General features: G+C 72.5%; 15 protein-coding genes. 7 read left to right on the top strand and 8 right to left on the bottom strand.

The features are described 5' to 3' along the window. Positions 1-96: 96 nt before the first annotated feature. Entirely contained in the window at positions 97-2,247 is a 2,151-nt protein-coding gene (locus AB0I72_RS01010) for a bifunctional metallophosphatase/5'-nucleotidase (RefSeq protein ID WP_358561207.1), read from the top strand. A gap of 111 nt (positions 2,248-2,358) precedes the next feature. Here the strand turns inward: AB0I72_RS01010 and AB0I72_RS01015 are convergent, their stop codons facing one another. Together AB0I72_RS01015 and AB0I72_RS01020 are read right to left on the bottom strand one after the other, a co-directional pair. After that, complete coding sequence (locus AB0I72_RS01015) at positions 2,359-2,769, bottom strand: hypothetical protein (protein ID WP_358561210.1); 411 nt, start codon at positions 2,767-2,769, stop codon at positions 2,359-2,361. A gap of 245 nt (positions 2,770-3,014) precedes the next feature. Then, positions 3,015-3,905, bottom strand: coding sequence for a hypothetical protein (locus tag AB0I72_RS01020; protein ID WP_358561213.1), 891 nt, complete (start codon positions 3,903-3,905; stop codon positions 3,015-3,017). A gap of 363 nt (positions 3,906-4,268) precedes the next feature. Between AB0I72_RS01020 and AB0I72_RS01025 the strand changes: the two genes are divergently transcribed. Together AB0I72_RS01025 and AB0I72_RS01030 are read left to right on the top strand one after the other, a co-directional pair. Next, entirely contained in the window at positions 4,269-4,937 is a 669-nt protein-coding gene (locus tag AB0I72_RS01025; protein ID WP_013154850.1) for a response regulator transcription factor, read from the top strand. A 56-nt stretch (positions 4,938-4,993) separates the two neighbouring features. Further along, complete coding sequence (locus AB0I72_RS01030) at positions 4,994-6,280, top strand: HAMP domain-containing sensor histidine kinase (RefSeq protein WP_358561216.1); 1,287 nt, start codon at positions 4,994-4,996, stop codon at positions 6,278-6,280. A gap of 39 nt (positions 6,281-6,319) precedes the next feature. On the opposite strand, the gene AB0I72_RS01035 is transcribed toward AB0I72_RS01030, so the two are convergent. The 3 genes from AB0I72_RS01035 to wecB all read right to left on the bottom strand — a co-directional run bounded on the left by AB0I72_RS01035 (position 6,320) and on the right by wecB (position 11,655). Then, the gene (locus tag AB0I72_RS01035) at positions 6,320-8,527 is read right to left on the bottom strand and encodes a glycosyltransferase (protein ID WP_358561219.1); all 2,208 of its coding nucleotides are present in this window, start codon (positions 8,525-8,527) and stop codon (positions 6,320-6,322) included. Positions 8,528-8,585: 58 nt separating this feature from the next. Continuing rightward, on the bottom strand, positions 8,586-10,358 hold the full coding sequence (locus tag AB0I72_RS01040; RefSeq protein ID WP_358561221.1) for a hypothetical protein: 1,773 nt from the start codon (positions 10,356-10,358) through the stop codon (positions 8,586-8,588). 184 nt (positions 10,359-10,542) lie between these two features. Beyond that, positions 10,543-11,655 (bottom strand): UDP-N-acetylglucosamine 2-epimerase (non-hydrolyzing), encoded by a 1,113-nt coding sequence (gene wecB, locus AB0I72_RS01045; RefSeq protein WP_358561224.1) that lies wholly within the window; start codon positions 11,653-11,655, stop codon positions 10,543-10,545. 253 nt (positions 11,656-11,908) lie between these two features. Between wecB and AB0I72_RS01050 the strand changes: the two genes are divergently transcribed. The 4 genes from AB0I72_RS01050 to AB0I72_RS01065 all read left to right on the top strand — a co-directional run bounded on the left by AB0I72_RS01050 (position 11,909) and on the right by AB0I72_RS01065 (position 17,244). Continuing rightward, positions 11,909-13,657 carry a glycosyltransferase family 4 protein gene (locus AB0I72_RS01050; RefSeq protein WP_358561227.1) on the top strand — a complete coding sequence of 583 codons (1,749 nt, stop codon included), beginning with the start codon at positions 11,909-11,911 and terminating at the stop codon, positions 13,655-13,657. Between the two features lie 104 nt (positions 13,658-13,761). Beyond that, on the top strand, positions 13,762-15,126 hold the full coding sequence (locus AB0I72_RS01055; protein WP_358561230.1) for a nucleotide sugar dehydrogenase: 1,365 nt from the start codon (positions 13,762-13,764) through the stop codon (positions 15,124-15,126). Positions 15,127-15,371: 245 nt separating this feature from the next. Then, the gene (locus AB0I72_RS01060) at positions 15,372-16,523 is read left to right on the top strand and encodes a glycosyltransferase (protein ID WP_358561233.1); all 1,152 of its coding nucleotides are present in this window, start codon (positions 15,372-15,374) and stop codon (positions 16,521-16,523) included. Positions 16,524-16,641: 118 nt separating this feature from the next. Then, positions 16,642-17,244, top strand: a complete 603-nt coding sequence (locus AB0I72_RS01065) for a malonic semialdehyde reductase (RefSeq protein ID WP_358561236.1) — start codon at positions 16,642-16,644, stop codon at positions 17,242-17,244. A 52-nt stretch (positions 17,245-17,296) separates the two neighbouring features. On the opposite strand, the gene AB0I72_RS01070 is transcribed toward AB0I72_RS01065, so the two are convergent. From AB0I72_RS01070 to AB0I72_RS01080, 3 genes are all read right to left on the bottom strand, one after another. Next, positions 17,297-17,554: a hypothetical protein gene (locus AB0I72_RS01070; RefSeq protein WP_358561239.1), complete on the bottom strand. Its 258-nt coding sequence runs from the start codon at positions 17,552-17,554 to the stop codon at positions 17,297-17,299. After that, complete coding sequence (locus AB0I72_RS01075) at positions 17,551-17,904, bottom strand: DUF6247 family protein (RefSeq protein WP_358561242.1); 354 nt, start codon at positions 17,902-17,904, stop codon at positions 17,551-17,553. The genes AB0I72_RS01070 and AB0I72_RS01075 overlap by 4 nt, the downstream gene beginning before the upstream one ends. 84 nt (positions 17,905-17,988) lie before the next feature. Continuing rightward, positions 17,989-18,819, bottom strand: coding sequence for a glycosyltransferase (locus AB0I72_RS01080; protein ID WP_358562772.1), 831 nt, complete (start codon positions 18,817-18,819; stop codon positions 17,989-17,991). Positions 18,820-18,967: the final 148 nt, after the last annotated feature.

An 18,967-nucleotide genomic window follows, 5' to 3' on the forward strand; every position in this document is an offset into this window, starting at 1 on the left:
GTGACCCGTGCCAGGGCGGCGTCCGTCCTCTAGGGTGATCCCTTCGGTATCCCATCCCCTGTTCCCCCGACCCCCGAGAAACAGGAGTCCCCGAGCATGTCCAGACTCTTGCGCGTCTCCGGCGCGCTGGCACTGGCGGGCGGCCTGGTCGCCGCGTCCGTGTCCGTCTCCGCGGCGGGCGTGGCCCCCAGCGAGACCCCCGGGACCCAGGCCGCGGCCGACTTCACCCTGACGATCCTGCACGGGAACGACCCCGAGTCCCACCTGCTGCACACCTCCGGCCAGCCGGACTTCGGCGGCGCGGCACGGTACACCACCCTCTTCCACCAGCTGCGCGACGCCGAGAACACCGGTGTCGGCGCGGGCGCCGACGAGGCCGCGGAGCGGGGCGTGCTCTCGGTCAACTCCGGCGACCTCTACCTGCCCGGGCCGGAGTTCTCCGCCTCCATGGAGGAGGGCGCGCCCTTCTACGACGCGATCGCCACCGACCACGTGGGCTACGACGCCGTCTCGATGGGCAACCACGAGTTCGACTTCGGCCCGGACGTGTACGCCGACTTCCTCGAACAGCTCACCGGCGACACCACCGTCGTGGCGGCCAACGTGGACGTGTCGGGGGAGCCGCGCCTGGCCGCGCTCGCGGACGCGGGCCGCATCGCGCCCAGCACCGTGGTCGACGTGGCGGGCGAGCGGGTCGGTGTCGTCGGCGCCCTCTACCCCGCGCTGCACAGCATCAGCAGCCCGCGCGACCTGGTGATCGACGAGGTCGTCGGCCCGGTGCAGGCCGAGGTCGACCGGCTCACGGCCGAGGGCGTCGACAAGATCGTCATGATCTCCCACCTCCAGAACATCGGCTTCGAGGAGAGCGTCGGCCGGCAGCTGACCGGCGTCGACGCGATCGTCTCCGGCGGCGGCCACGAGGTCATGGCCAACCCCGACGACGCGCTGATCCCCGGTGACGAGGTGACCGCGCACCCCTCCACCGGCGAGCCCCTGGCCTACCCGCTGTGGGTGAGCGACGGCGAGGGCGCCGACCTGCCGATCGTCACCACCGGCGGCGACTACGAGTACGTCGGCCGCCTGGTGGTCACCTTCGACGCCGAGGGCCGCGTGTCCTCGGTCTCGGACCGCTCCGGGACCGTCCGGGTGTCGGGCACCGGCGACGACGCCGTCGAACCGCACGCCGGGGTGCGCGACGAGGTCACCGAGCCGGTCTCGGACCACGTCGCCGCCCTCGACGAGACCGTGGTCGCGGAGAGCGAGGTCGCCCTGGACGGCACACGCGACCCGGGGGTGCGCACCCAGGAGACCAACCTGGGCGGTCTGATGGCCGACGCGCTGCTGGACACCGGTCGCCGCAACGCGGCCGAGTACGGGGTTCCCGAACCGCGGATCGGCATCCAGAACGGCGGCGGCATCCGCAACTCGTCGGTGATCCCGCCGGGGCCGCTGACCGCCCTCGACACCTACGGGATCGCGCCGTTCGCCAACCAGGTCGTGGTGGTGCCGGACGTCCCGCGCACGCAGATCAAGGAGCTCCTCGAACACGGCGTGCACGCCGCCCCGGCGGCCAACGGCGGGTTCATGCAGGTGGGCGGGGTGAACTTCGCCTACGACCCGGAGCGGACCGCCCAGGAGGTCGACGCGGACGGCCGGGTGCTCACGCCGGGCGAGCGGGTCCGCGAGGTGATCCTGCACGACGGGACGGTCGTCGTCGAGAACGGGGAGGTGGTCGAGGGCGACCCGATCACGATCGCCACCATCGACTTCTCCGCGCGCGGCGGCGACATGTACCCGTTCCGCGGCGCGGACTTCACCGTGGTGGGCGCGACCTACCAGGGCGCCCTGGAGCGGTACCTCCGCGAGACCCTGGAGGGCCGGGTGACCGCCGAGCGGTACCCGGAGGGCGGTTCGGGTCGGATCGTCGTCGGGGAGGAGGCCACCGACCCGGGCGGGGAGCCGACCGGGACGCTGGAACTCGCCCGCACGCCGGTCCGCGAGCGCACGACGGCGATCTTCCGGTACACGACCGACGCGCCCGACCGCGGCAACCGCGTGGCCGTGTTCGCGGAGGACGGTGTCCCCGGGGAGGACGAACCGCTGGCCGCGCGTCGGGCCCACCGCGCGTGGGGGCGTGTCCCGATCAGCACGCGCGGCCTGGGGACGGGCATGTTCACGGCCTACCTGCTCGACCGTGACGGGAACGTCCTGGCCGGCCCGCTGACCTTCGAGGTCGAGGAGCGCTGAGTCGAGGAGCGCTGACGCGCACGGCGCCGTCCGCCCCGCTTCCCTCGCGGAGTCGGACGGCGCCGGTGCCGCCTGCCGGGGCGGGCCCGTCGTCGGGCCGCCCCCGGGCGCTCAGCAGAGCGGCAGGCCCTCGATCGGCTTCCAGGGCTCGGACGCCTCGAAGGCGGTCGCGCTGACGAAGACGTCCCTGTTGCCGGTGTCGTCGTCGGTGAGCACCCACCACATCGTGCGGTTGCCCTGGTCGTCGGTGTGTGGCTGGCCCTCGGCCTGACAGAAGACGTAGTGCCTTCCGGGCCACAGCCAGCCACCGGTGCTGTAGCGGGTGTCCGCGGACCAGTAGGTGCTGGCCTCGCGCCAGGTCGTGTAGTACAGCCGCGGGGAGAAGGACTCCGCCGCCGACCGGCCACCGGGCGCGGTCGGCGCCGCGGCGCTCTCCGCCACGGCGGTCGGCGCCGCCAGGGCCAGGGGCGTCGCGAGCCCCAGGGCCGCCGCCGTCGCTCTCAGGATTCGTCTGTTGGCCATCGCCGCTCCTCGCCCCGCCCCGGAACACGGGACGGGGATGTTGCCGGTGTCGGCGCTCCGGTCGGGCTGTCGGCCGTTGGGTGGCGGCCGGGGCTGGCACCGGGATGGATGAACTCAGTGGAACGGACACAGGGCACACAAGCCCGGCGGACCGCACCAACGAGGCTATTGTCACCCAGAGTGATCGACAGCGCGCGTAACGACACGTGGGGCGTCCCGGACGGGAGGACGCCCTGGACCGCGGCTCAGACGCAGCCGGTGATCTCCTCGGCGGTGGAGACGATGTCGTCGCGCTGGCCCTGGTCCGTGCCGTTGGCCTCGAACCAGATGAGCACGAAGTGGCAGGCGCTCTGCACGTCCACGGCGTCGGACTCCTCGTCCGCGGCCAGTCCGATGGCCACGATCGAGGCGATGCCGACGTTCTCGAACGCGACCACGCGCACGAGGTTGGTGTCCATCGCCGAGGTGCACTGGAAGGGCGCCTCCTCACCGCTCTCGGACACGCACACGTCGTCGGTGGTGTCGAGGCGACCGGCGATGTCGAAGTCGTTCGCCAGCTCGTCGACGAGTTCCTCGGAGGTCAGCAGCTCCTCGGGCTCGAAGGTCGGCGCCTCGGTGGGCTCCTCCGTGGGTTCCTCGGTCGGCTCATAGGGGTCCTCGGCGGGGGTCGGGGACGACTCCTCGGTCGGCTCCTCCGTGGGCTCGTCGGACGGCTCGGGGGACGCGTCCGCCGCGAAGCCGCTCACCACGGTCTGGCCGAGGACGATGCCACCGCCGAGGAAGGACGCGCCCGCCAGGACGGCGATCACGGTGAGCACGGCCAGGACGCCGGTCCCGTATCGGCCGGGGCGCGGAGGCGGAGGGGGCGGCGTGGGGCCGGTCGGTCCCTGGGGCGGCTGCCCTCCCCAGCCGCCCGGAGATCCCTGGGGGGTGTGGGCGTCCAGGAAGGACTGCGCCGCCTGAGACTGCTGCGTTCCCTGAGGGTTGTAGGGCTGCTGGTACCCGTGCGCGTCCGACTGCCCCTGCGGCTGTTGGGGGCCCTGACCCTGGTGCGGCTGTTGGGGGCCCTGCTGACCGTGCGGGCCCTGGGGCGGCGGACCGAAGCCGCCTCCGGGGTCGGGGGTGTGGTGGTTCACTCAGGGGCTCCTCGGTGTCTGGGGATGGGGGTCGGTCGCGCCCGGACGGGGACTGGCGGCGGAACGCGGTCCCGACTCCGCGTCGATGCCCCGCCTGAGCCACCCCCATGACCCGTCGCGTGGTGAAGTGTCCCACTTCCTCAGGGTGGCGCGGAGCGGGGTCGGCTCGAAGCGCCGAGAGTGGGGACCACCACGCTTGGAGTGAACAAGCATCCCAGTTTCGCCAAGAAAAAGCAAAGAAAACATAGAATATGGGCTCTTGAACCATATGCCCAGTATGTGAATAGCGTATTTTCGGCCAACCTTGGGCCATCCGGCGCGCATAATAGGGAAATGCGCGACCTCGGACCTACGATCGGGATCATGACCTGCGTTTTGCTGGCCGAAGACGATGTCTCGATCTCCGAGCCCCTCGCGCGTGCACTCCGCCGCGAAGGCTACACGGTGGACGTGACCGTCAACGGCGTTGAGACACTCGACCGTGCCCGTGCGGGAGACATCGACCTCATGGTCCTGGACCTCGGGCTGCCCGAAATGGACGGCCTCGAGGTGGCGCGTCGGCTGCGTGCCGAGGGTCACGGCACACCGATCCTCATCCTCACGGCCCGCGCCGACGAGGTCGACACCGTGGTCGGCCTCGACGCGGGGGCGGACGACTACGTCACCAAACCGTTCCGCCTCGCCGAACTGCTCGCCCGCGTCCGCGCGCTCCTGCGACGGGGAGGGGCCGAGGTTCCGGTCGTCCACGGCGTGCGCATCGACAACGACTCGCGCCGCGCCTGGCTCGGCGAGCGCGAGCTCCAACTCACCACCAAGGAGTTCGACCTCCTGCGCGTCCTGGTACGCGACGCGGGCAAGGTCGTGACCCGTGAGCAGATCATGCGCGAGGTCTGGGACACCAACTGGTGGGGCTCGACCAAGACCCTGGACATGCACATCTCCTGGCTGCGTCGCAAGCTCGGCGACGACGCCAACCAGCCGTCGTACATCACCACCGTTCGCGGCGTGGGCTTCCGCTTCGAACGGGACTGACCCGGCCCCGGCCGACGCACGCGGATCGGCCACCGGGGCCGCACGGATGAGGTGACATGCGCAGGCGGATGGTTTTCTCCACCCTCGTGGTGACCGTCATCGCCGTCATGCTGCTCGGCCTGCCTCTGGGCGCGCTCACGTACAAACTGGTGCACGACGAGGCCAGCCGCCAGCTCCACAGCGAGGCGGAGCTCATCGGCGCGGAGAGCGACAACATGCTCGAACTCCAGGGCGAGCTCGACCCCGCCGAGTTGAGCGCCGAGCACCCCGCCCGGTTCATGCGTGTCACTCCCCCCAGGGACGCGGCGTCGTTCACGGCCGGGGACCCGACGCTCAACCCCGTGGCCCCGGACGCGCCGAGCCTGCTCCGGGCCACGGACACCACCAGCCGCGGCACCGTCGTCGAGGTCTGGGCCAGCGCCGACGAGGTCCAGCGCAGCGTCGTCCGCGCCTGGCTGGGGATCGCCTCCCTCTCCCTGCTGGCCATCGGCGTGGCCGTGGGGCTGTCGATGTTCCAGGCCCGCAGACTCACCCTCCCCCTCGTCGACCTCGCCGCCACCGCCGAACGCCTGGGATCGGGGGTCACCACGCCGTGGGGCCATCGCTACGGCATCCCCGAGGCGGACCGGGTGGCCGAGGTGCTCGACCGCAGCGCCGAACGCATCGCCGGGCTGATCGCCACCGAACGCCACTTCGCCACCGACGCCTCCCACCAGCTGCGCACCCCGCTCACCGCGCTGACCATGCGCCTGGAGGAGATCATCGCCGAGTCCGGCAACCCCGAGGTGGTCCGGGAGGAGGGCGAGGCCGCCCTCGCGCAGACCGAACGCCTCGCGGAGACCGTCGAGAGCCTGTTGGGCCGCGCCCGCAAGAGCCAGAACCCCGAGGTCGAACCGGTGGAGCTCGACCCGGTCCTCAACCACCTCCAGGCCGAGTGGTCCCCCGTCTTCCAGCAGGAACAGCGCGACCTGATCGTCACCGGCGCCGCCGGACTGACCGCCATGACCGTGCCGAGCGACCTCGCGCAGATCCTCGCCACCCTGGTCGAGAACGCCTACAAGCACGGCGCGGGCACCGTCACCATCCGCCGCGTCGACACCGGGCAGTCGGTGCGCGTCGAGGTCAGCGACGAGGGTGACGGCGTCCCCGAGCACCTGTCGGGCCGGATCTTCGACCGCGAGGTCAGCGGTGACGGCGGCACCGGGCTCGGGCTGGCGCTGGCCCGGCACATCGCCGAGTCCGAGGGCGCCAGGATCGAGCTGGTGCAGACCCGGCCGACCACCTTCGCCCTGTTCCTGCCCGCGGGGGCGGGCGGCCTGACGAAGATGACCGGTCCGGTCTGACCGTGCTTCTTGGGGCCTCCGCTCCGTTTCGGAGCGAACCTAGGCGACCGTCGGGGACGTCGCGTCCTGGGGCACCTTCCCGCCGACCACGAGGTCGCTCCACAGGGCACGCACCCGGGACAAGCCGTAGGCGCCCGTCACCTCGGCGCGGGCCCGTTCGGCCTCCTCGGCGAACCGGCCCTCGGACACGATCGTGTGGATGGCCTCGGCCATCTCCACCGCGTCCGCGTGGATCCAGTGCGGGTCGTAGATGGTGTCGGCGCCCGGCCACGGCAGCAGGGCGGGCACCCCGCCCGAGGCGGCGCACTCGGCGGGCGCCAGGTGGAAGGACTCGTCGTCGCTGGTGGAGAGCATGAAGCCGACCCGCCGCAGCCAGGTGGCCACGTCGGGGCCGAACGGGTCGAAGACCACGGCCGGGGCGAGCCGCTCGTCGCGCTGGATCCTCCGGTAGACGCGCTCGAAGTAGGCGCGCTCCTCGGGCCGGTTCCAGATCCACCAGTAGTCCCACGGCTGCTTGGTCTTGACCGAGAGCGTGTACCGGGGATCCATCCGCCGCAGTTCGGCGAGCACGTCCAGGCCGCGGTCCAGGCGCTTGCGTGAGGGCGCGATCCCGATCATGCCCAGGGCGTACTCCGCCCCGGCGAGCTTGGGACGGCTCAGCTGCTCGTCGTCCACCCAGTTGGGCACGACGATCACCTTGTCGGCGGGCCAGCCGGTGATCTCGCGGGTCAGGTCGGCGTAGTGGGGGCTGACGCACACCACCGCGTCCACCTTGTCGACGTCCAGCCTGCGCGGCCACTCGGCGTAGAGCTCGAACCGGTGCAGGCGCACCACGAGCCGCTGGTCGGGGCGTTTCCACTTGGCGTAGAACAGCGCGTTGGGGCCGCACCACTCGCAGATCACCACGTCCGCCCACCCGGCGAGCTCCCGGGAACGGTACTGGTCGTGGGTGCTCAGACCCTCCCACTGGTCGATGCGCACGTCGAGCCCGGGCAGGGAGTCGAGGTAGTCGGCCAGGCGGGTGAAGAACTTGAGGTCGTGCCCGGCCACGACCACCTTGAGCGGACGCTCGGGATCGGCCCCGGCGGGGGCGGGCGGGAGCGCCTCGGTCAGGCAGGCGCGCAGCCGCTGGGCGGCGCGCTCCAGCGTGTGGTCGGCGGCGGCACGACGGCAGCGCTCGGCCGCGTCCGCGTAGACGGCGCGGTCTCCGTGGGCCCGGGCGACGACGGCGGCGACCGAGCCGACCCCGGTGCCCGCGAAGAGCGGGTAGTCCTGGCCCAGCATGGCCTCGTGCATGGGGGTGCGGTTGAGGACCACGGGCAGGCCGAGCGCGCCCAACTCCAGGACCTTGGTGGACAGTTCGAGGCTGGCGTCCATGGACGGGTCGCGCCAGGAGAGCCCGAAGTCGCACTCGGCGGCCTGGCGGAGCGCGTCGGCGCGCGACATGCCGCCGCGCCAGTCCACGTTCTCGGTGCTCTCCAGGCCCCTGCGCATGCGCTTGGCCCAGTCCGCCGGGTCGGAGTGGATCTTGTCGCCGATCATCACCACCTCGGCGTCCACCCCGAGACGGGCCAGCTCCGCCGGGAGCTCGGTCATCTCCAGGGTGTTCCACCGGGGCGCGAACTTGCCGGTGTAGGCCAGTCGGGCGCGGGCGTGCACCTCCCCCTGGGCGCGCACGTCCTCGGGGACGACCACCACGGGCGGGAACAGGACCGAGCGCCCGCACGCGGCGGGGACCGACGACTCCAGGAAGGCCCGCAGCTCCTCGGTCTGGCAGAGCAGGAAGCGGGAGGCCAACGCGATCTCGGTGAGCTCCGCCGTGGCGGTGGCGGTGAACTCCGCGACGCCGTGCGGGAAGTCGGTGAGGTAGGTCCACAGCCGACCGGACAGCGACTCCTCCTGGGCGGCCAGCCCGGCCAGCCGCCGGCCCCGCACCACCACCAGGTCGAACCGCCTGCGCCCGTCCTGTCTGGTCATCAGGGCGACGGCCTGCTCGGGGGTGAGCCCGCGCGGTCCGAGGTCGGGAAGGAGCTTGTCCTCGTAGGGCCGCAGCAGCCGGACGCCGGGCACCTCCGTCAGGGGCGCGGTCAGCCGGTCGGTGCGCACGGGCGCCTTGAGCAGGAGGGTGACCTCGCATCCGGCGGCGGCCAGGGCCTGCGCCATCGACTGCGCCCAGATCGCGGAACCGTCGATGATGTTGAGGTCCACGTCCCCGTACAGGAGTGCGCGCGGAGGAGGTGTACTCACGTTCTTCCCTTCGGATGCTTTCGGGTTGCCCGTGCGGGGCGGTCGGCGCGGTCGGGGGTCAACCGACGGCGCCGGTCTGGGCGGCGGTGTGGGAGGACCCGTCGTCGCCGGGGTCGGCGCCGGTGCCGTGGTCCGGGCCCAGCGCCAGGAGGCGGCTGCCGCGCCGGTTCCACTCCCTGGGGCGCCAGCCGCGCCTGAGGAGTTCGGTGCGGGCCAGCTCCGGGGTGATGGCGCTGACGAACTCGTACTGCTGGCCGCCGGTGGTCGGGCGGTCGAAGAAGCCGCGCTCCCCCGGGTTCGCGAGGGGGTCGTCGGGGTCGGCGCCGGTGTCGGCCGTACCGACGGCGTCGGCCCCGGAGCACTCGGCGGCGCAGACGAGGTCGACGAGCCGGTGGTCGCCGAGGGGGCGGGTCCACGGGTGGGCCCAGGGCGAGGTGGCGCGTTCGGCCAGGGCGGCCCACCGCTGGGCGGAGAGCCCGCCGTGGCCGTCCCCGCCGTCGCGGGCGGTGTCCCGCGTGAGTTCCTCGGGGGTGTCGGGAGCGCTGAAACGCACGGTGCGCACGGTGACGCCCTCGGCGCGCAGCCGCTTGACGCCGGGCAGCTTGGCGGCCGTGCCCGGGACGACGACCTCGGCCGGACGCAGCCGGGCGGTCAGGAGGTCGGCGGCGAGCTGGTCGGCGTCGGCCTCCCCCGCGGGGTCGGCGAGGACGGCGACGGAGCGCCCGCGCAGGGGCAGGTCGGTGCCGGACGTGCCGGAGGCGAAGTCGAGCCCGTCCAGGACCGAGGACAGACGGACCGGCGTGGCCTCGTCGAGGAACACCCGGCGCAGCAGTTCGCGCTGCTCGGTCTCGGTGGGCTCCTCGGCGCGCAGGCGCGGCACGGACACCGCGAGGTCCTCGCCGGTGGGCTGGGGCACCGGCGAGTGGGTGACCACGCGGGCGCCGCAGGCCCAGGCGCGGCGACGGAGGCGGTCGGTGTCCGGGGAGGCGTCGGGGACGACGGCGACGTTGGCCGCGCGCAGGGCGTCGGGCAGGTCGGCGGCGTCGGCGTCGACCACGCGCACGCCGAGGTCGGCCAGGACGTCCGGGACGGGCTCGTCGGGCACGGCGCGGACGTACACGGCGGCGGGGCCGGGCGCGAGGTCGGCGGCGACCGGGTTGAACAGGTGGAGGGGGACCCCGGCGTCGCCCCGGTGGACGCGGTCGAACCCGAGCTCGCGCAGGGCGGGCGGGGCGGGCGCGTCGTCGAGGAGGACGGCGGGGATGCCCCGGGCGGCCGCCGACTCCAGGACCCAGTGCAGGGCGCGGGTGCGGTCGGCGGAGGCGGGGTCGCCCACGTGCGCCCACGGAGAGCCGGGGGCGGCGGCGGACGAGGAGACCAGGACGAGGTCGACGTCGACGCCGTCCATGACGATCTGCGCGTCGTGGGGACGCAGCGGGACCGTGCGGACGTAGGGGTCGACGGCGGCCTGGATGGCGGGGCCGACGACGGTGGCCGCGATGAGCAGGTCCTCGCGACCGCCCACGACGCCGGTGAGGAGGCGGGCCTCCTGGCGTTCGGCGTCGAAGGAGCGGACCGGCTCGTTGGCGGGGCGGCGGCGCTCGCTGTGGTTGGTCTGGCCGCTGCGGCGCCAGAGGCGGTAGAGGTCGCGCGGGAGCCGGACGAGGGAGCGGCCGGGCCGCTTGGCGGCGGCGGTGAGCGCCCGCCCGACCTGGAGGGAGGTCGAGCCCTCCACGGCGGCCAGGCGTGCGCGCGCCTCCTGGAGCTGGGCCTCGCGTTCGGCCAGGGCCTGCTTGAGCTGCTCGGTCTGGCTCTGTTCACGCCGTTTCACGGTCTGCCACCTCGCGTTCTGGTCGGGTCGGCGTCTCCACCGCGTCGGGCCTGGGTGCGGGATCGGTCGGACGGTGCCGGGTGTGTGCTCCGGGACGCGCGGACGCCCGTGGCCGGGCGGGTGGCGGGTCCCGTGCGCGGTCTGCGCTGTGTGGGGATGGTCTGGTGGAAGTGTGCCATGGTGCTCACCTGGACCACTGGGTGAGGACGGCCGCGATGCGCTCGCCGGCGCGCCCGTCCCACAGCGGCGGGACGTCGTCGCCGAGCCGCTCGGGGCCGTGCCCGTCCAGGACCTTGGTGAGGGCCTGGAGGAGGTCGGCCTCGGTGACGAGCTGGTTGGTCCCGTGGGTGATGGTGACGGGCCGTTCGGTGTTGGGGCGCAGGGTCAGGCAGGGGACGCCGAGGATGGTGGTCTCCTCCTGGACTCCGCCGGAGTCGGTGACCACGGCGGCGGCGCCGCGGGTCAGCGCGACGAAGTCGAGGTAGCCGAGGGGTTCGAGGAGGCGCACACGCGGGTGGTCGCCGAGCCCGGCGCGGTCGAAGGCGGCCTTGCCGCGCGGGTGCACGGGCATGACCACGTCGACGGCGTCGGCGATCTCGTGCAGCCGGGCGACGAGGCGGGCCACGATCTCGGGGTCGTCGACGTTGGCGGGCCGGTGCAGGGTGGCGGCGACGTAGCGCTCGGGCAGGTCGAGGCGGGCGCGCAGCGCGTCGGCGTCGAAGCGGTCGAGGTTGCCGAGGAGGGTGTCGATCATGGGGTTGCCGACCAGGTGGACGCGGTGGGTCGGGACGCCCTCCGCGGCCAGGTGGCCGATCGCCTCCGGGCTCGTGGCGAAGCAGAGGTCGCTGAGCTGGTCGGTGACGCGGCGGTTGATCTCCTCCGGCATCGTGTCGTCGAAGGACCGCAGTCCGGCCTCCACGTGCGCGACGGGGATGTGCAGCTTGGCGGCGACCAGGGCGGCGGCCACGGTGGAGTTGACGTCGCCGTAGACGACGACCATGCCGGGGCGGCGCTCGGTGAACTCCTTCTCCAGCCCGACCATGAGGGCGGCGGTCTGCGCCGCGTGGGAGCCCGAGCCCACGCCGAGGTCGACGTCGGGGGTGGGCAGGCCCAGGTCGCGGAAGAAGACGGCGGACATGCGGTCGTCGTAGTGCTGCCCGGTGTGGACGACCGCCTGGTGCGCGCCGCGCTCGCGCAGTGCCGAGACGACGGGCGCGGCCTTGACGAAGTTGGGCCGTGCTCCGACGACGTGCACGATCCCGGTGTCCTGACTCCCGAGGGGAGCGCTCGATGCCACGTCTCTCACGTTTCCTTCTGTTGGGGTGCTGTGCCCACCGAGGGGGTTGGTGGGGCGGGTCCGACCTGGTGGTGGGGGGTGGGCCCGGTCCGGCCCCGGAACGGTCCGCCCGGTTCCTTGCCCGAGCCGTCCCGTCCGTGTCGCCGTGGTGTCACCACCTGGTCACGTCCACGTGGTTGTGTGACTGACCGTGCATGACACCCAGACTTCCGAATCCCACGTCCCGCGTCCGCGTACCCGCTGGGTGCGAGCGGTGACGTTCACCGTCACGTTGGCCTGGCGACACCTGCGGTCCGATCCCGCGCGGTTGCCGCTGCTGGCGCTGCGGTTGACGCCCGGCCCGCTGCGGCACGCGGTCCGGGCCGCGGCCACCCGGATGGGCGGCCTGGCACGGGCCTACGCGCTCTGGGACCGGGGCCAGCGCGGGGAGGCGCGCGCGGCGGTGCTCGCCGCCGCGAGGGGAGCCTCCCCCCGCCGCGTCGACCGGCTGGTGTCGGCCAGCCTGGCCGCGGGCGACGCGGACACCGCACGTGAGCTGGTGGAACAGCTCCCGGAGGGTCCGCGTCGGGACGCGGCGGAGTATCGGACGGCTCTGGCGACAGGACGCGCTGTTCCCGCGTCCCCGTCCACGTCGCCCGACCATCACGGGATCACGTTAACCCGTGGTCACCGAACGCGGCCCGACGACACGGTGAACGCTCGGCGACCGGCACGCCCCGCCGGTGAACGGTGGCGTGTGGCCGGGGACCCGGCCGCACCGGGGGCGGGGCTGCGCGTGCTGCATCTGGTCACCAACGCGCTACCGCACACCAACGCGGGGTACACGCAGCGCACGCACCGCATCGCCACCGCGCAGCGGGAGGCGGGGATGGACGTGCACGTGGTGACCCGTGCCGGATACCCGCTCACGAAGGGGGCCGCGGACCCGCGGACGCTGGTGCGGGTGGACGGGATCGCCTACCACCGGCTGCTGCCGTGGACGGCGCCCGCCGACGCGCGCGCGGAGTTGGCGGCCGGTCTGAGACTGGCGGGGCCCCTGGTGGAGGCGTTGCGCCCGCACGTGCTGCACGCGGCGAGCAACCACCACAACGCGCGGCTGGCCCTGGAACTGGGTCGGCGGTACGGGCTGCCGGTGGTGTACGAGGTGCGGGGCTTCCTGGAGGAGTCCTGGCTCTCGCGGGACCCCTCGCGCAGTGTGGAGGATGCCTTCTACCAGGCGGAACGGGCGAGCGAGACGGAGTGCATGCTGGCCGCCGACCTGGTGGTCACGCTGGGCGAGGCGATGCGCGCGGACATCGAGGCCCGGGGCGTGCCGCGCGAGCGGCTGCTGGTGGTGCCCAACGCGGTGGACGCCTCCTTCCTCGAACCGCTGCCGCCGGGCGACGGCGTGCGGGCGGCGTTGGGGATCGGCGCCGAGGAGTTCGTGGTGGGCACGACCACCAGCTGCTTCTCCTACGAGGGCCTGGACGTGCTGCTGGACGCGGTGGCGCTGATGCGCGGCCGAGGGGAGCGGGTGCACGCGCTGGTCGTCGGCGACGGCCCCGAACTGCCCGCGCTGCGCGCCCACGCGCGGGAGATCGGTCTGGCGGGGGCGGCGCACTTCCCGGGGCGGGTTCCGGCCGGCGAGGTGCGCTCGTACCACGGCGCGTTGGACGTGTTCGCCGTGCCCCGCCGGGACGAGCGGGTGTGTCGGCTGGTGACACCGCTCAAGCCCGTGGAGGCTATGGCGGGAGGCCTCCCCGTTGTGGCCAGTGGGTTGCCGGCGTTGCAAGAGATTGTGGAACCAGGGGTGACTGGTGAGTTAATTCCGGCTGGCGAATCAGCGGGTCTCGCTGAAGTGCTGACAAAGCTCGCTTACAGTCATGAAAAGCGGATTTCGTACGGTCTCGCTGGCCGAAACCGTGTCGGCACCGATCGGACCTGGGCGGAAGCCGCATACCGCTACAACCAGGCGTACCGGGCTCTTATTCGGAAATTGTCCGAACCAGGCCAGATCCCATAGCCGGGGACGACATCTGCCTACACTCGGGTGTCCCGCCCTCCTCCCCAGGCTGTCCCCGAAAACAGTGCGCCCGTTCACCAAACGAATGCGAGTGTGACCGCGAAGTGGATGCCGCAGCCTCCAACCCAGTGTCCGTTCCCGAACAGCCCTCCGGTGAGACCAGCGACCTCGTCATCATCGGGCTCGGCTACGTCGGCCTGCCCCTGGCGGCCGAGGCCGCGTCCGCGGGGCTGCGCGTGGTCGGTCTCGACGTGAACGAGCACGTCGTCGACGGGCTCAACCGCGGGGTGTCGCACGTGGACGACCTCGCCGACGAGGACGTCCGCGCGATGCGCGAGGGCGGGTTCATCGCGACCACGGACGCCGCGTGCCTGGCCCGCACGCGCACGATCGTCATCTGCGTGCCGACCCCCCTGTCCCCCGAGGGTGGGCCGGACCTGGGCGCGGTGACCTCCGCCGCCAAGGCCATCGCCGCCCACCTGACCCCGGGCACGCTGGTCATCCTGGAGTCCACCACCTACCCGGGCACCACCGAGGAGGTGGTCCGGCCGCTGCTGGAGGAGTCCGGTCTGGTCGCGGGCGCCGACTTCCACCTGGCGTTCTCCCCCGAGCGGATCGACCCGGGCAACCCGACCTTCGGCGTCGCCAACACCCCCAAGGTGGTCGGCGGCCTGACCGAGGAGTGCGGAACGGCCGCGGCGGAGTTCTACGGCCGGTTCGTGGAGACCGTCGTCCGGGCGCGCGGGACGCGCGAGGCGGAGATGGCCAAGCTGCTGGAGAACACCTACCGGCACGTCAACATCGCCCTGGTGAACGAGATGGCCATCTTCTGCCAGGAGCTGGGCGTGGACCTGTGGGACGCCATCGCGGCGGCCAAGACCAAGCCGTTCGGCTTCCAGGCCTTCTACCCGGGGCCGGGCGTGGGCGGGCACTGCATCCCGATCGACCCGAACTACCTGTCGTACAAGGTCAAGACGCTGGGCTACCCGTTCCGGTTCGTGGAGCTGGCGCAGGAGATCAACGGCCGGATGCCCGCCTACGTGACGCAGCGGGCGCAGGAGCTGCTCAACGAGTCCGGGCTGGCGCTGTCGCGGTCCAAGGTGCTGCTGCTGGGCGTGACCTACAAGGCCGACATCGCCGACCAGCGCGAGTCCCCGGCGCGGCCGGTGGCGCGCAAGCTCGCGGCCAAGGGCGCCACGCTCACCTACCACGACCCGCACGTCGACGCGTGGGAGGTCGACGGCCAGGAGGTCCCCCGGGCCACTGACCTGGACCGGGCGCTGGCCGAGGCCGACCTGACCATCCTGCTCACCGACCACGGCGAGTACCGGCCCAAGCGGCTCGCGGAGTACGCGCGGCTGCTGCTGGACACCCGCGGCGTGCTGCGCCGCTCGGCGCCCGAGGCCGACGCGGAGGTGCCGTCCCAGACCCGCGCGCTCGCGCGGCACGAGGGCCTCCGGGTGCTCTGAGCGCCCGCCGCCCCCTGAACGGGAAGGACCGGGGCACGCCGATTCCGAACCCATCGCGGTTCATCGGCGTGCCCCGTTTCGTTCACCTTCGTCCAACCGAAGGTTCACCGGATCACCCCCATGTGTCCACCGTGGTTTATTCGCACCGTTTCCGCAGGTGAATACCGTGTCGGACAGCTGGTACCGCGCAGGTGAGGCGGATCATCGCTGTAGACGGACCCGACCGGTGACTTAGGTGATGTTCAATGCACGCGCTCGTGGCCACGGTGGTCCACCATCCCGAGGACGCCCGGATCCTGCACCGACAGATCCGCGCGCTCCTCGAAGCGGGACACGACGTGACCTACGTCGCCCCGTTCAGGGAGTGCGGTGTCACCCCGTGGGGTGAGGTGAACTCCGTCGACGTTCCCCGGGCGGTCGGCCGTGAGCGGCTCAAGGCCCTGCGCGCGGCGCGCGCGGTGCTCGCCGAGCACGCTCCCCGCGCCGACCTGCTGCTCTTCCACGACCCCGAACTCATGCTGGCCCTGCCCGCCAAGCGTCCCGTGACCGTGTGGGACGTCCACGAGGACACCGCCGCGGCCATCCTGACCAAGCCGTGGGTGCCCCGGCCGCTGCGGCGGCCGCTCGGCACGCTGGCGCGCGCCTTCGAGCGCGGGGCCGAGCGCCGGATGCGGTTGCTGCTGGCCGAGGAGGGGTACCGGTCGCGGTTCAGGTTCGAGCACCCGGTGGTGCCCAACACGACCGACGTGCCGGTGGAGCCCGCCCGTGAGCCGGGTGACGACCGGGTCGTGTACCTGGGCCACGTGTCCGTGGCGCGCGGGGCGCACGAGCTGGTCGAGTTGGGTCGCAGACTGCGTCCGCACGGGGTGCGGCTGGAGGTGATCGGCGGCGCGGACGCGAGTGTGCGGCCGCTGCTGCGTCAGGCACAGCAGGACGGCGACCTGAACTGGTACGGGTTCGTGCCCAACGACCGGGCGCTGCGGATCTGCGCGGGGGCGATGGCGGGGCTGAGCCTGCTGCACGACACCCCGAACTACCGGCACTCGATGCCGACCAAGGTCGTGGAGTACATGGCGCACGGCCTGCCGGTGGTGACGACCGCCAACCCGATGGCCAAGGACCTGGTCACGGGACGCCCCGAGGGCGACGCGGGCCTGGTGGTCCCGTTCGGCGACGTGGACGCGGCCGAGGACGCGGTGCTGCGGCTGCGGCGCGACGCCGACCTGCGGCGTTCGCTGGCGCGCACCGGGCACAGGATCGCACGGACGTCGTACCACTGGCCGGTGCAGGCGCGGCTGTTCGTCAAGCGGTTGGAGGAGTGGGCGGACAGGAGCTCACCGGTCGTGCCGGAGATACCGCGCCCGAGGACGCGGCGCCGGTTCGCGACGAGCGAGTGATCCGGACCACTTGAAGGACTCTGGGAAATATCTTCCTAGATAACTATGTTGTGGCCTCTGTCAGCCCGCCACGGCGTTCGCGCTGGTGGCGCCCGCAGAGCACCCCAGAGGTTATGACATGCACGAGGCACTGGTTCTCGACAAGACCGCCCAGGACCTGCTGTTCCGGTCCGCCCGTACCGCGAACACGTTCACCGACGAGCCCGTGACCGACGAACAGGTCCGTGCCATCCACGACCTGGTCAAGTTCGGCCCGACCGCGATGAACAACCAGGCGCTGCGCGTGACGGTCGTGCGCTCCCCCGAGGCGCGCGAACGCCTGGTCGAGCACATGTGGGACAACAACGCCCCGAAGACCTCGACCGCGCCGCTGTCCCTCATCCTGTCCGCGGACACCGACTTCCACGAGCGGCTGCCCGAGGTCTTCCCGGTCTTCCCGGGCGCGCGCGACAACCTCGCGGAGGCGCCCGAGGCCCGCGAGAGGGTGGCCGAGCAGAGCGCGTTCCTCCAGATCGCGTACCTGATCATCGGCGTGCGCGCCGCCGGCCTGGCAGCCGGGCCGATGACCGGCTTCGACGCCGAGGGCGTGCGCGGGGAGTTCTTCGGCGAGGACTCGCCGCTGCGACCCGTCGTCGTGATGAACGTAGGCAAGCCCGGCCCGGACGCCTGGTTCGACCGCCTGCCGCGCCTGGACTACGAGGACGTCGTCACCGAGGTCTGATCCACGCTCGAACGGGGCTGGGCGCCGCGCGGCGCCCAGCCCCCTCGTGTCCTCAGTGTGGCCAGAGGGTGATGTGGACGATCACGATCTCCCTCCTGTGGTGGGCGAGGAGGAACTTGAAGAAGCCCACCTCATCCCCGAGTGAGAACTCCCGCAGCCCGCCTGAGCGATCGGGGGGATCGCCCACGTGATCGGCTTCGGGGCCCAGGACCGCCAGTTCCGTCGCGAAGCGTTCGACCGCCGCCAGCGCCCCGGGCGGAAGTCCCTTGGAGATGTCCTCCGGGTCGAAGCACCACGTCCATTCGTTCACCTGCCGAGCCTCGCGTCCGCCCAGGCCAGAATGCGCGAGATCTCAGAGATGGCCTCCCTGGCGTCCGGGTGTCTGTCCTCCACCATGGCCAACAGCTCAGCCTGCCGACGCGCGATGTCGGGGTGTCTCTCCACCTCGATGAACTGGGCCCACGAACGACAGAACAGCCACAGCGGGCCAAGGCTCTGGTTGGTCTGCGCCTTCGTGCTGGCCTCGACAAGCTGCCGGTCGAACTCCTTCACCTGGGAAGGGGAGATCCGCGACAAGGCGGCACGCAACGCGGTGGGATTCGCGTCCGGGCGTGGGATGTAGGGCGCCTCTGTGGCTTCGACCACAGGCTGTTCGGGCATCGCTACCGTCCTGCCTTCGGCTGTGGGAGCTGTTGATCCTGCCCCAGGAATCTACCCGTTCCCCGAGCGGCACGAGGGCGGATCTCAGATGACCGGAGGGCGTCCCGCGCGCGTCATCCGCCAGGCGGTCGACCACCGGATCGGCGTGCGCGGTCCCGGGTTCTCGCGCCAGCCCTCGCGGAAGCCGCCGAACCACGACCGCAGCGCCGCCCGGTCCCGCTCGCGCAGCACCGTCAGTCCGACCCAGGTCCCCAGGTAGGCGAGGGCCAGCGCCCACGGCAGGTTGCGACGCGCCAGCCACACCCGGTTGCGGGCGTTGAGCCGGTAGAAGTTCTCGTGCCGGGTCGGCGCGACCGCCGGGTGGTACATCACCGCGTCGGCGTCGTACTCGATCGTGTAGCCCGCGTCCATGATCCGCCAGGCCAGGTCGGTCTCCTCGTGGGCGTAGAAGAACTCGCCCGGCAGACCGCCGCCCTCCTCGAACGCGGTGCGCCGGATCGCGCACGCACCGCCCAGGAAGGTGGTCACCACGCTCGACCTCCGGGAGTCGCCCACCCGCAGCCGCGGCACGTGGCGGCGCTGGTCGGGGCCCCCGTCCGGGTCGGCGATCCGGAAGGACAGCGCGCCCAGCGTGGGTTCGGCGGCGAACCGCTCCCGCACGTGCCGGGCCAGGTCGGTGGAGCGGTACCACCCGTCGTCGTCCAGGAACAGCACGACGTCGCCCTTGGTCGCCCGCACCCCGTGGTTGCGCCCCGCGGGGATGCCCACGTTCTCCGGCAGCCGCACGGTCCTGACGCCCTCGGGCAGCTCGGGCAGGTCAGCGCCGTTGCCGACCACGACCACCTCGACGTCCGCGCCCTCCTGCTCGAGCACACTGGTGATCGCCCTGCGCAGCTCAGCCGGGCGGTTGCCCATGGTGAGCAGGACGCAGGACAGCGTGGGCTGGATGGGACCGGACACCTCGGGACGGCTCCGTTCGGCTCTCGGCGCTCGGGAGTCCTCCCCCGCGGACGCGCCGGAGACCGGTGAGGACGGGATCACGGATGTGGCCATGCTTGCGACC

The sequence above is a fragment of the Nocardiopsis sp. NPDC049922 genome, from assembly GCF_040660275.1.
Classification (GTDB): domain Bacteria; phylum Actinomycetota; class Actinomycetes; order Streptosporangiales; family Streptosporangiaceae; genus Nocardiopsis.